Annotated in this window: 13 protein-coding genes; 7 read left to right on the top strand and 6 right to left on the bottom strand. The window is 42.3% G+C overall.

Translation table 11 applies throughout. The annotated features are described in order from the left end of the window. Positions 1-4 precede the first annotated feature (4 nt). A complete protein-coding gene (locus tag W293_RS0105980; RefSeq protein WP_025651136.1) occupies positions 5-886 on the top strand; it encodes an IS982 family transposase in 882 nt (293 codons plus the stop codon). 42 nt (positions 887-928) lie between these two features. Here the strand turns inward: W293_RS0105980 and W293_RS0105975 are convergent, their stop codons facing one another. Then, entirely contained in the window at positions 929-1585 is a 657-nt protein-coding gene (locus W293_RS0105975; protein ID WP_051395158.1) for a DNA glycosylase, read from the bottom strand. 311 nt (positions 1586-1896) lie between these two features. Between W293_RS0105975 and upp the strand changes: the two genes are divergently transcribed. Then, complete coding sequence (upp, locus tag W293_RS0105970) at positions 1897-2544, top strand: uracil phosphoribosyltransferase (protein WP_025651565.1); 648 nt, start codon at positions 1897-1899, stop codon at positions 2542-2544. Between the two features lie 113 nt (positions 2545-2657). Next, positions 2658-3410, top strand: coding sequence for an SDR family NAD(P)-dependent oxidoreductase (locus W293_RS0105965; protein WP_025651564.1), 753 nt, complete (start codon positions 2658-2660; stop codon positions 3408-3410). 24 nt (positions 3411-3434) lie between these two features. Here the strand turns inward: W293_RS0105965 and W293_RS0105960 are convergent, their stop codons facing one another. Further along, complete coding sequence (locus W293_RS0105960) at positions 3435-4103, bottom strand: hypothetical protein (protein ID WP_025651563.1); 669 nt, start codon at positions 4101-4103, stop codon at positions 3435-3437. A gap of 177 nt (positions 4104-4280) precedes the next feature. On the opposite strand from W293_RS0105960, the gene W293_RS0105955 reads away from it, so the two are divergent. The 3 genes from W293_RS0105955 to W293_RS16150 all read left to right on the top strand — a co-directional run bounded on the left by W293_RS0105955 (position 4281) and on the right by W293_RS16150 (position 7255). Further along, complete coding sequence (locus tag W293_RS0105955; RefSeq protein WP_051395157.1) at positions 4281-5192, top strand: ABC transporter substrate-binding protein; 912 nt, start codon at positions 4281-4283, stop codon at positions 5190-5192. Between the two features lie 77 nt (positions 5193-5269). Further along, positions 5270-6241 carry an alpha/beta fold hydrolase gene (locus W293_RS0105950; protein ID WP_025651561.1) on the top strand — a complete coding sequence of 324 codons (972 nt, stop codon included), beginning with the start codon at positions 5270-5272 and terminating at the stop codon, positions 6239-6241. A 255-nt stretch (positions 6242-6496) separates the two neighbouring features. Continuing rightward, the gene (locus W293_RS16150) at positions 6497-7255 is read left to right on the top strand and encodes an alpha/beta fold hydrolase (protein ID WP_277235977.1); all 759 of its coding nucleotides are present in this window, start codon (positions 6497-6499) and stop codon (positions 7253-7255) included. Between the two features lie 84 nt (positions 7256-7339). Here the strand turns inward: W293_RS16150 and W293_RS0105940 are convergent, their stop codons facing one another. The 4 genes from W293_RS0105940 to tyrS all read right to left on the bottom strand — a co-directional run bounded on the left by W293_RS0105940 (position 7340) and on the right by tyrS (position 10561). Continuing rightward, the gene (locus tag W293_RS0105940) at positions 7340-7567 is read right to left on the bottom strand and encodes a DUF1653 domain-containing protein (RefSeq protein ID WP_025651560.1); all 228 of its coding nucleotides are present in this window, start codon (positions 7565-7567) and stop codon (positions 7340-7342) included. Positions 7568-7582: 15 nt separating this feature from the next. Then, positions 7583-8128 carry a DUF4411 family protein gene (locus W293_RS0105935; protein WP_025651559.1) on the bottom strand — a complete coding sequence of 182 codons (546 nt, stop codon included), beginning with the start codon at positions 8126-8128 and terminating at the stop codon, positions 7583-7585. Continuing rightward, positions 8128-9255, bottom strand: a complete 1128-nt coding sequence (locus W293_RS0105930; protein ID WP_025651557.1) for an ImmA/IrrE family metallo-endopeptidase — start codon at positions 9253-9255, stop codon at positions 8128-8130. The genes W293_RS0105935 and W293_RS0105930 overlap by 1 nt, the downstream gene beginning before the upstream one ends. 94 nt (positions 9256-9349) lie before the next feature. Then, complete coding sequence (tyrS, locus tag W293_RS0105925) at positions 9350-10561, bottom strand: tyrosine--tRNA ligase (RefSeq protein WP_025651556.1); 1212 nt, start codon at positions 10559-10561, stop codon at positions 9350-9352. Positions 10562-10785: 224 nt separating this feature from the next. Here tyrS and W293_RS0105920 point away from each other — a divergent pair, with 224 nt between their 5' ends. After that, positions 10786-12168 (top strand): anhydro-N-acetylmuramic acid kinase, encoded by a 1383-nt coding sequence (locus W293_RS0105920; protein WP_025651555.1) that lies wholly within the window; start codon positions 10786-10788, stop codon positions 12166-12168. Positions 12169-12193 lie beyond the last annotated feature (25 nt).

Below are 12193 nucleotides of genomic sequence, written 5' to 3'. Positions count from 1 at the left end.
TGAGATGCCCATAGACGAATTTATCATCAATATCTATTTAATGGTAGAGCAATATTACAAAATAGTCGTCACCAAACCCTTGCGAAGTGCAGGTTACGCGCCAAAGCTAAGTGATCCTGAGGTCATTTGCATGGAGATGGTCGGTGAATTTTTACACCTTGATCAAGACAAACAAATTTGGCAATACTTTACCCAGCATTGGCAAGACTGGTTTCCAGCCATCGGCTCATACCCTAACTTCGCAAAGCATTGCGCAAATCTGTGGCAAGTCAAACAGCGGATACAAGATAACGTCAGTCAAATTGAAGGCCGTGACAACATTCATTTTATGGATGGCTTTCCGATACCCGTCTGTCATTATGGACGCGCTTATCGGCATAAGAATTATCAAGACTTAGCAGCTTTTAGCTACTGTGCCGCTAAGCAAGAGAGGTACTATGGCTTTGAAGGCCATTTGCTTGTTAACTTATCGGGCATGATTAAAGGCTTTACCTTTGCTCCTGCCAATGTTGATGAAAGAGCGGTTGCCCCAGAAATCACCACTCATATTCATGGGCTGCTTGGCGCTGATAAAGGGTATATCAGCCCTAGTCTGACATCGTACTACGACGCTCAAGGCGTGGATTTACAAACGCCACTCAGAGCCAACATGAAAGAGGATAGACCCAAACCTGTGGTAAGGCGGCTAATGAAAGCCCGCCGTATCGTTGAAACAGTCATTGGTCAGCTATCAGAACGATTTAATATACAAAGGGTACGAGCAAGAGATTTATGGCATTTGTCTCATCGATTGATTCGTAAGATTCTTTCACACAATCTGTGCTTTGTACTCAACAAAAAACTTGGTAATCCGCCTCTTCAGTTTGATTTGCTTATTTCAAGTTGAGAGTGGGGTTGTCTATATACTCTTCTTTTATACATAACGCTTTTATAGTTTACCTATCTTTTTAAAGAAGTCTTTGTAAGCAGCGACTTTCTTCTCTAACGCCAACGGGTATGCGCGCGAGGTTGACGGTAACCTATATAAGGTAAGATTGTTCACCTCGGCTTTTTTATTATGCTCGTTTTGCCATTCATAAGGATAATCCATGCTTTGGTTGGTCTTAGGATATTTGGATTTGGCAGGTGGCTTAGCTAATAAATTGAGCAATACTTCTGTCGCTTTACCGCCAGTGGTAAATAAGGTTTCAACCTTTGGTACTTGTGGCAATATATTATCTAGATCAACTGGGGTGACAACGGTTAAGTTTTTATCTGAGGCATTGCCGGTCTCGCGGATAGCCTGAGTAACGGTAGGACAAGAAGCAATGCCGCGCTCGAACATAAAGGCGCGAATACGCTCAGGGTCAAAGCGCTTTTCATCACCGACTCTGAAATAATCCACATCGTCAAAAAATACCTTGCCATAAATACGCCACATATCATTATAAAAGTTCGGATAATGGAAACTCATGGCCCATTTATCAGCGGTCGGTGGAAATGTGCCCATCATCATCACGGTGGCATCGGGTGGTAACACTGGACCGAACGGATGGGTTTCTACTTCTGCTGCTCGAGCTGCGGACAATATCGAATTATTATCCATTTTATTAGCATTATTATAAGTATTGGATGGTTGTGTAGTCATAAGATTCTTCATCAGAAAAGCGGTTTTTTTGCTATCATAGCAGGCCTAAACACTACTTCATCTATCATGACGCTATTATAGTCAAACATAGTCGGTCTAAATGAAAATAGCCTTACTAAAAATGTCTTTGGCTTACTTTTAATTGAAGCATTAAGCTTACTATTGCTAGGCTAAAGATAGGGTTGAAGTGCGGTAAGTGTTTGTATCTTTTATACTAATAGCAACCGCAGTAACTGCGCAAGCATCAGACCAAAACCAAGAGAGACCTTATGAACGACTTAAAAATCACCGTTATCGACCATCCGTTAGTCCGTCATAAACTCAGCCTCATGCGCGAAAAAGACTGTAGCACCTATAAGTTTCGTACATTGACTAAAGAGCTTGCACGCTTGATGGCGTATGAAGCGAGTCGCGATTTTGAAATTGAAACCTTCCCGATGGAAGGCTGGTGTGGTGAAATCACTGGTGAGCAAATCATCGGTAAGACCGCAACGATTGTGCCGATTTTACGTGCCGGTATTGGCATGCTTGATGGTGTGCTCGATTTGATTCCTACGGCAAAAATCTCTGTGGTTGGTTTGCAACGTGATGAAGAAACCTTGCAACCTGTGCCATTCTTTGAAAAATTCGTCAGCCATATGGACAAACGCCCTGCCCTTATCATTGACCCAATGCTAGCGACGGGTGGCTCAATGGTTGCGACTATCGAGATGCTCAAGAAAAATGGCTGTACTAATATTAAAGCGTTGGTATTGGTTGCGGCACCTGAAGGTGTCCGTTTGGTCAATGAAGCACACCCTGATGTGACCATTTATACCGCTGCCCTCGACAGCCATTTGGATGAGCACGGTTACATCATTCCAGGCCTCGGTGATGCGGGTGACAAAATCTTTGGTAAGCAACTATCAAACAGATAACTATTAACTTAGTTTTCATTAAGATGATAATCATTAAGCCAAAATAGATAAGATAAGCAGTCTTCATAATAGTTGTTATAACAGTAATATGGTATCAACGATAAGGATAGAAGATGAACGTATTGATTACAGGGGCAAGCGCCGGTTTCGGTAAAGCGTTGGCTGAGCGTTTGGTTGCCAACGGTCATCGGGTGATTGGCTGTGCTAGGCGTCTAGATAAACTTAATAATCTGGCAGAAACGCTGGGTGAGGCATTCTTACCCGTGGTGATGGATGTGAGTGACACGGCAGCTATCCCGCAAATTATCGCTGATCTGCCTGATACCTTTAAGCAAATTGATGTGCTGGTGAACAATGCAGGGCTGGCGCTCGGTACAGAGCCTGCGCACAAAGCCAGTCTTGATGATTGGATGCGCATGACCGACACCAATATTAAAGGTCTCATGGCGCTCACTCACGCGGTCTTGCCAGCGATGGTGGCACGCGATAGCGGTTATATCATTAATGTTGGCTCGATTGCAGGCAGCTGGCCGTATTTTGGCGGTAACGTTTACGGCGCGACCAAAGCATTCGTCAAACAGTTTAGTTTAAATCTGCGAGCGGACTTAATCGGTACGCAAGTGCGCGTGACCAACCTTGAACCGGGTAATGTTGCGGGCACTGAATTTTCAAACGTGCGCTATCATGGCGATGACGATAAAGCTGCTCAAGTTTATGATGGCTTCAAAACCATGACGGGTGAGGATATCGGCGATATCTTATTATGGCTGATTGAATCGCCAGCTCATATCAACGTCAATCGCTTAGAAGTCATGCCAGTCGCACAAACCTATAACGGGCTGACGATTGCTAAGCAAGACTCTTAAACGTTTAGCCGAGCGTTCGACTCATTAACGTAATTCATAATAACGAAGCAACGTAGTCTCACCTATGTTGCTTCTTTTTTTGCTGATGACATTCTCTTCATTGACCAAGCGTAACTCCTGAAAATCTAAAATCAATACTTCATTGCGTGTGCGCTCACTGGTGCGCTTATTGTGACGTATCGGAAATCCTACCACCTGCCTTCCGACGATGGTTATCTGATTAATCACTGCTTCTGAATGATCCATGACAGATTTTTTATGGGCTTGCTGCGCATTGATGACTGCTGTGGCAGGATTCACAGTCGTGGTTAACAGCTTATCTAAGCGCGCAATTTTTGGCATACTTCCTCCCAAAAACAACGTCTGCGCAAGTGGTAAATACTGAGCATGACGTATCAACTCTCGGCGAAATAACGCTGGCATATCCGCATTAAAACTGTCTTCTGTCTGCCGATAAAAAGCAATAAAGTTACGCTGCAGATAACCGCCAAATACCGTAAAGTTAATCCATTCTTGATAAGTATCATTAGCCAGTAATTGCCTAGTGAAAATATCGGAAAAAGCCTTGGCATCTGGTGTGATATTACCCATTAACATGGCTATCAATAAGCTGTGCGCATCGGTAAAAGTCTGCTGCTCCCAAACTTGCGGGTAAAGGCTGCTATCAAGTGATGCCAATGTCGATATGCTCATAAAGCATCGCCCCTTTATTGTTATATTTCAAATTGAGATAATGACTCTTAATCACAAGCGTCACTTACTGTCTATTCATTTTATGCTATGGTCAGCTTAGCTATTTTTTATGAGCACTGTTTTTATTAATGCAGATTTTACTATAACAAGCTCCCATCGATAAGATAAGGATATTTTATGACGAATAATGCGCTGACTTTGACCTTAGAATGGTTCTTGAATCCTGACCATTTACCGTTTATCGCAGGGATTCAGACCGGTGCGTATCAAAAAGCTGGACTCGATATCACCATGATTGAACCGACGGAGCATTATGATGGCTTTGCCGAGTTGCAAGCAGGCAATATCGACCTGCACGTCAATGAGCCGATTCATTTATTTGAACATTATTTTGATGACCTAAAAGCGCTCGGCTGTTTTTTTGTGACCGATGGCGGCGTGCTGATGAAGCAAAGTAGCATGGAGAAGCTACAGCAAAACCAGCCAATACGTATTACTACGCCAGCAGCCAATCCCATTACCAATAAAATCGGCTTTGAGATTCTGCATCGTTATGCCAAGCAGAATAACTTTGAATTGGATCGTAATAATGTTGAATTCGTCGAGACGGACTTTCAGCATTTAAAGCATTTGCAGGAAGGCGATGGCAACCCTAAAGGTCAGGGCGAATTCGATGGCGCTTGGTTATGCTTTTATAACTTTGAAGGTATTGAGGCCAATCACGCTGGACTGGACTACACCTTTATTGATCAAAACTTATCGCCCTATCCCAACTTTTCAGCGCTTGAGCTGATGACGACGCATAGTATTTGGGACGCTAAAAAAGAAGCGTTGCAGCAGTTCGTCAAGATCACTACTGAGATGGGCCAGTTATGTATCAATGATCCAGAGCAAGCACGCGCGATTTATTATGGTTACACAGGTGAATCAGCGTCGGCACTGATGGATGACATTATCAATGATACGCTCAAGCGCTTGATAACGCCTATTGAACCCAACGCTGGTCGTTGGTCGGCACTACGAGATATGTTAAATACACTTGATATCGCTGCGCTCAGCGATGCGGATTATGCAAAGCTGTGGCAGTAAAACAATAGTCAAAATAGTTGGCTTGTTTTTTGGCTTATTTTTAACAGTTACGATATTTATCACGGAAATACGACGCTATGATGACCAATTTAATGACGTTGCCCAGTCGCTACCAGTCGCGTTACCAGTTGCAAACGCTGACCGTTACTGCTGCTGACGGTACGTCGCTGCCCGTTTCAGTCATTGGTCAAGGTACGCCAGTGCTAATGCTGCATGCCTATGGGATGGATGCACGCGAGTTCTTACCTTTTATCTTGGCACTGACGGGTAAATATACTTTTTATTTGCCGCATCTGCGTGGTTTTGGTGCCGCAAAAGATATCATGATGGAACAGTTTGATTTTGTCCGTCAATATGCGGATGATACTAACGCTGTGATTGAGCAAATTTGTGAATGGCGTCAAATAGAGACGTTGCCAGTGGCAGCTATTTCGATGGGCGCGCAAGTCATGTGGGCTTATTTTGAGCGTTTTGGTGCCTCAAGAGTCAGTCGCTATCTTAATATTGATCAAAATCTAGCGATTCATAATCAAGATGACTGGCAAGGAGGACTATTTGGCACACGGCAACAAGAAGTGTTCGATATCTTTCAAGAAGTAATCGATCTGACCTTACCTTATGCAGACTCTAATAGCTTTACCCATCTGCCCTTTGCGCTTAAGCGCCATGCAACCGATGTCGAAAGGCTGTTTTCTTTATTATCCGTTAATCGCACGCGTTCAAAAGCTTTCATACAAGCGATGACTCATAAAAACGACCACACACTCGCGCTTTACGACCATAGCATTTGGCATCAAAAAATGCGCTGCTTGCAAGCCTATTTGGTCTTACCTTACGATTTTCGCGGTGCCATAGATAGAGTGACTATTCCTGTGGTCAATCTCATCGGTGGTCGCTCTAAGCTTTATGATCCCAAATGGCAGCAGAAGATTACCCAAATGCTGCCTAACGCCACTGAAGTTATTTTGCCACGTTCAGGTCACGCCATTCCCTTGGATGAGCCGATTGGGTTTTATCGAGTGTTAAAAGAGTTTTTGCAGAATCGCTAGCTCAGTGCAACTTACTGCGATGTCACAGAACCACTCTATAATCGACACTGTTACTGTACAACCCGTCATAGTAATCGCTCTATCCACCTTTTATACTAAAAACCTGACGTTAGCTGTGTAAGCGCAGTAACGTTAAAATAAAATACTTTTTAATAATAATTCTAAAAGGAACAATGTATGCCTTACGTTAGCGTTGCACAGCAAGACAATCAAGCTGTCGATTTATATTATGAGGTCTAAGGTAGCGGCAAGCCTGTGGTATTAATCCATGGCTGGCCGCTGAGTGGACGCGCTTGGGAGTCGCAATTGATGACACTCGTTGAAGCTGGTTATCAAGTCATTACTTATGATAGACGCGGCTTTGGTCAATCGTCTAAGCCATGGGAAGGTTATGATTACGATACCTTAGCGCAAGATCTAAAAGCATTGATGGATGAGCTGGATCTGCAAGATGCTACTATCGTTGGCTTCTCTATGGGTGGCGGCGAAGTCGCTCGCTATTTGGGCAACTTTGGTTCAGAACGCATTAGCAAAGCGGTACTCGCCTCTTCTGTTCCACCTTATCTGTTCAAAGCTGATGATAATCCTGATGGGGTCTTAGCAGAAGCAGATATTCAAGCATTCTTAGATGGCGTCAGCGGCGATCGTATTGCCTTCTTAAACGACTTTACCAAGAATTTCTTTACGCCAGCAGAGGGTAAGCTACTAGTTAGCAAACCAATGCGTTTATATAACCGCGATATCGCCTCGTTTGCTTCAGCGAAGGCGACTTATGATTGCGTCAAATCCTTTGCCTACACCGACTTCCGTGATGATCTGAAGAAATTCGATGTGCCAACCTTAGTTATTCATGGCGATGCCGATCAAATCGTGCCACTTGAAGCTAGTGGTCAACGCTCGCACGATATGATTAATGATAGCCAATTACATGTGGTTAAAGGTGGCCCACATGGCATTAATGTCACTCATAAAGATGAATTTAATAAGGCTTTGATTGACTTCTTAAATAGCTGATTAGCTTTGGCTTTGAATTAAATAAGAAAAGCGACCTTGATAAGTCGCTTTTTTTTATTATAAGTTGTCAGAAAATTGTCCAGTTTAATCCACTAAGGCTTTAATCAGCTCAAATCTTGGCACTTCCTTACCGTCACTTATCACAGTTTCAGTAAACATCGCTAATGGTCGCACCCAAACGCCATACTCACCGTATAGGCAGCGGTAAACCACTAGCAATTCTTCTGTTTCTGAATGCTGCGCGGTATGCAAAACTTGGTAAAGACTGCCTTTATAGTGGCGGTAAATGCCTTGGGGGATGGTTTGGGTCATAAAATCATTTTCTCATTAAATTTTATTGATTCCGAGGTAATTAAATAAATCTAACCATGTATAACATATTATGCTTTTATATTTACATGTATCAGGTATCTTTATGTCACCTACTAATTCTTTAGATATATCTTTGTTAAACCCTTGCTCACTTGTCAAAACACAAGCATTTTTGCTTATAGCAACAGCTATATTAGATAGATCATTACTAATCCCATTAACCTTCTTTAAACGCCTCTCTACCTTCATGTTCTGAAAGAATGGTAATTCTTCAATCATTTGATTTTGTAGAGATAAAAGTTGAGTTTGATATGTCGTCTTTCTTATTACTTCAATGTTGAATGATTTGAAAAAATCATCCAAAACTATAGGTGAATACCCATCGAAAAGCGCTACTCGACCGTAAATTTCCTGTCTAATATCTTCAGAAACGACAAATTTAATAAGTCCAGCAGATATCGAGTTTAAAAGCGAATCCCAAATTGTTTTGAATATTTCAATAGGATAATATCGATAGCAAATATCAATAATAGCATTAGTATCTAAACAGACTCTTATCATCAAGAAAACGCCTTATCTTCTAAGTACTTCAAATCCTCAATACGATTAGGAATTCTCAGCAAGTCCATTGCAGAGTTAATAGTTAGCTCTTCTTTCCAAATAGCTGAAAATACTTGCTGTAAATAAACTTTACCAAAATGATTATATGTGGTGTGTCTCTTCTTAACCCCAAAACCTCCAGAGTTTTCAACTTGAAGGCTTTTTAGGTAGTCTTCAAGCTCTATTTGTTTTACTAAACCTAATTGTTTAAGCTGAATAGCAACAGCTGGTCGACTAGCCTTAGTAACCTTTCGAATTGCTAGTATGTTCTCACTTAGAGATAAGTTCGAAGAGTAATATTTATAGACAATTGAACTAGGGACTAAAACATATCCTGCAACCTCATTACAATAAACCTCTTCAGTATAGTTAGAATATATCAAGTTGCCGTCCAAAGCACTTTGCTTCAAACCTAAATGTACCAGTTCGTGTATTAGAGTAAAAAGTCGACGTGCGGGTGACTGTCCCGTAGTTAAAATCACTATGATAGGTAATTTATCATAGTACAAAGACATACCTTCTGAGCTTAAAGAAGGATTTGATTTCTCTAAAACAATTACATCATTTTTTTCCACTATAGTACGCCAAGACTTATAATAATCAGAGCCTGACTCTAAAAGATTTTCTTCCTCTAAATTTAAGAAATCTATGATTAATTGTGCATCGTGCTGTGCATTACTTCCTAAGAGATTTAAACCAAAATTACTTATATTTTCATCTAAAGACTCATAAATACTTAATAGATTGTCTCTGTCGATATATGCTTCCTGAGCTACTTTTTGGAATTGATAACTTTGCTCTTCATCTTCTCCTGATATATCTTCATACTTATTTCTAAAATCAATGACTTTAGGTAATTCACGACTAATGACTGAATCAAAAGTTAAATAAGAAACTGGTACTAGAAGTATGTCAGCTAATTTATTGAGCTGTTTAATTGTGAAAACATTATTCTCGACCTCAGCACTTTCAATTTTTTTAGAAGGAATGGAGGTTTTTTTGGCAAGCAAATCTACAGATAGCGACATCTGTTGTCGGTAATGACTCAATGCTATTGGAGAATGTCTCACTAATTGACGATTTGTCATAACTTCCTAGAATATCCTTTTAGAGTTAAACAAGGCTATAATTAATATTATAGCCCTATTTTAAATTAAACTTTATAAAAGAATTGTCTTTAACCTAACCCACCGTCACTTTCGCATACGCCTTTTTGCCTGCTTGGATAACGACTGTCTGACCAGACGTTAAGCTAAAGCCCGCATCGATGACTTCGCCATCTACTTTTACCGCACCACGCTTAATCATATCTTTAGCCGATGAGCTGTTTTTGGCAAGCTCTGCTTGATTCAATATCTGCGTGATAAATAATGCGTCCTGCCCTTCCAACTCTAAGGTCACTTCTGGCAGATCAACTGGCAATTCGCCATCAGCAAGCACGTTACCCGCTGACTTGTGTGCATTAGCAGCCGCCTCAGCATCGTGGAAGCGCTCGATTAATTCTTCGGCAAGAATACGTTTGATTTCTTGTGGATTGCGACCGTTTTCCATCTCTGCCATTAAGCCTTCGACTTCCTCCATCGGCTTAAAGCTTAAAAATTCAAAATAACGGCGAATTAGAGTGTCTGGCATCGATAGCAGTTTTTGGTACATCGTGCCCGGTGCATCATAAATAGCGACATAGTTGCCCAATGATTTGGACATTTTATTAACACCATCTAAGCCTTCCAAAATCGGTACGGTAATACACACTTGTGGCTCTTGACCATAACGACCTTGCAACGTGCGCCCCATCAATAGATTAAAAGTCTGATCGGTACCGCCAAGCTCGACATCGGCTTTTAGGGCGATAGAGTCATAACCTTGCACCAATGGATAGAGAAACTCGTGAATAGAAATAGGTGTTTGTGAAGCATAGCGTTTAGAGAAATCATCACGCTCAAGCATACGCGAGACGGTTTGCTGACTGGCCAGCTGAATCATATCAGCGGCTGACATATCGTTGAACCATTCAGAGTTAAAGACTACGCGAGTTTTTTCTTTGTCCAAAATTTTAAATACTTGCTCAGCATAAGTAGTCGCATTGGCTTTGATTTGCTCATCAGTCAATGGCGGACGCGTGCTGTTTTTGCCAGAGGGGTCACCAATCTTGGCGGTATAATCGCCAATTAAAAAGTAAATCTCATGACCCAAGTCTTGAAAGTGCTTCAGCTTATTAATCAATACCGTATGACCTAAGTGCAAGTCGGGGGCAGTAGGATCAAAGCCTGCCTTGATACGTAGTGGACGATTGAGTTTAAGCTTAGCAATTAAATCCTCTTCAGATAGGATTTCTTGCGTACCGCGTTGAATTAGGGCAAGTTGTTCTTCTAGGGTGTAAGTTTGCGTGGTCATGATGATCTCTTTATTGTCTTTATTAAAAGGGTAAAGCGTTTGGCCTATTTATCCCAAGCCCCAAAATACGATTAGCGGCGTCAAACTCGTTTAGTCCACTAGATATAGTACTTGCGCTCGTTTTTCTTGCTACTCTGATTTTTGGGAACGGGATTAAAGTTTCGTAGCCAGCAAAAAATGTTAGAATTTGGCAGATATACTAGCGTTTTTTAAGGAAAATTGCCATGACCAAGCCTCGGTCAACGATTGATAATAAAAATAACGATCTTTCAGATTCAAGTGTACCTGAAAATTCAGATGCTTTATCGCTCGCCGAAACCCTTGAACAGACGGTATTTGAAAGCTTCGATGAGGGTTTATATATCGGCATGATGTCGGGTACCAGCTTAGATGGTATGGACGCCGTATTGTGTCAATTCAGTAATGATAGTAGTGCTGAAGAAGATAGCCAAGCACCGATGCGACTGTTAGCAACTCATAGCCAAGACTTCCCGCCACGACTGCGCGAAGTGTTATTAGCCTTATGTCAGCCCAATGGTGTCAAGGAATTGATAGCCAGCGATGCTGAGCCCAACAGTGAAAACCATAGCGAATTGGACTGGTTCGGTTGGGCAAGCCGCGAGTATGGTGAGTTTGCCAGCGAGGTGGTCAATACTTTATTAACACAAGCAGATATCGACGCAGAGCTAGTGCTAGCTATTGGCTGTCATGGGCAAACCGTACGCCATCGTCCGCAGATGGGTTTTAGCTTACAGTTACTCGATGCCAATATCATCGCTGAGCGTACAGGCATCAGCGTGGTTAGCGATTTTCGACGTCGTGATATGGCAGTCGGTGGTCAAGGTGCGCCCTTGGTTCCTGCTTTTCACCAAGCTTTATTTGCCACACCTGACAGTACGCGAGTGTTATTAAATTTGGGCGGTATTGCCAATATTACTGTCTTGCCAGCAGCTTCCGATAACTCCTCAAATCAACCAGACAATATTGTAGATAATGTCGAAGGTAATGTCGTTGGCTATGGCGTTGTGGGTTACGACACTGGCCCTGCCAATTTATTATTGGATGCATGGGCGGCCTTGCACACGGGCAAAGATTATGACGCTGGTGGCGCATGGGCGCAGTCTGGTCAAGTCATTGAGCCGCTGCTCAACCAACTGTTGGAACATCCATTTTTTGCAAAACCTTATCCGAAAAGCACGGGGCGTGAAGACTTTAACTTAGCTTGGCTACAAGACGAGCTACAGACGTTCGATCAGACCACTGCCGATATCCGCTATTCAGCAGCCGATGTGCAAGCGACTTTAACCGAGTTGACCGCTATCAGCGCCAGTAGCCAAATCACCCAATTTATCAAAAATAATAAAAACAGTGCAGTTTATGTCTGTGGTGGTGGTGCCTTAAATGACTACCTAATGAGCCGTTTGCGCACGCATTTGCCTCAGTGCAGTGTGGAAACTACAGCCAGCTTAGGACTAGAGCCTACATGGGTAGAGGCCGTTGCTTTTGCTTGGTTGGCACGGCAGACCTTGATGGGTGAAACGGGTAACTTGCCTGCAGTAACTGGCGCGAGTAAAAATGTGGTGTTGGGACAAGTGTGTTTTGCATAGTCTACTGATTTTAGTTTACATGCGT

Origin of the sequence: Psychrobacter sp. TB67, assembly GCF_000511065.1 — a bacterium.
GTDB classification, from domain to species: Bacteria; Pseudomonadota; Gammaproteobacteria; order Pseudomonadales; family Moraxellaceae; genus Psychrobacter; species Psychrobacter okhotskensis.
Note: the sequence above shows the minus strand (reverse complement) of the source record. Positions and strands in the feature narration are given on the sequence as shown.

Bases quoted from the DNA above. Each gene is read 5' to 3' on its own strand.
- W293_RS0105980 (WP_025651136.1), top strand. From the start codon at position 5: ATGCCCATAGACGAATTTATCATCAATATCTATTTAATGGTAGAGCAA.
- W293_RS0105975 (WP_051395158.1), bottom strand. From the start codon at position 1,585: ATGGATAATAATTCGATATTGTCCGCAGCTCGAGCAGCAGAAGTAGAA.
- upp (WP_025651565.1), top strand. From the start codon at position 1,897: ATGAACGACTTAAAAATCACCGTTATCGACCATCCGTTAGTCCGTCAT.
- W293_RS0105965 (WP_025651564.1), top strand. From the start codon at position 2,658: ATGAACGTATTGATTACAGGGGCAAGCGCCGGTTTCGGTAAAGCGTTG.
- W293_RS0105960 (WP_025651563.1), bottom strand. From the start codon at position 4,103: ATGAGCATATCGACATTGGCATCACTTGATAGCAGCCTTTACCCGCAA.
- W293_RS0105955 (WP_051395157.1), top strand. From the start codon at position 4,281: ATGACGAATAATGCGCTGACTTTGACCTTAGAATGGTTCTTGAATCCT.
- W293_RS0105950 (WP_025651561.1), top strand. From the start codon at position 5,270: ATGATGACCAATTTAATGACGTTGCCCAGTCGCTACCAGTCGCGTTAC.
- W293_RS0105940 (WP_025651560.1), bottom strand. From the start codon at position 7,567: ATGACCCAAACCATCCCCCAAGGCATTTACCGCCACTATAAAGGCAGT.
- W293_RS0105935 (WP_025651559.1), bottom strand. From the start codon at position 8,128: ATGATAAGAGTCTGTTTAGATACTAATGCTATTATTGATATTTGCTAT.
- W293_RS0105930 (WP_025651557.1), bottom strand. From the start codon at position 9,255: ATGACAAATCGTCAATTAGTGAGACATTCTCCAATAGCATTGAGTCAT.
- tyrS (WP_025651556.1), bottom strand. From the start codon at position 10,561: ATGACCACGCAAACTTACACCCTAGAAGAACAACTTGCCCTAATTCAA.
- W293_RS0105920 (WP_025651555.1), top strand. From the start codon at position 10,786: ATGACCAAGCCTCGGTCAACGATTGATAATAAAAATAACGATCTTTCA.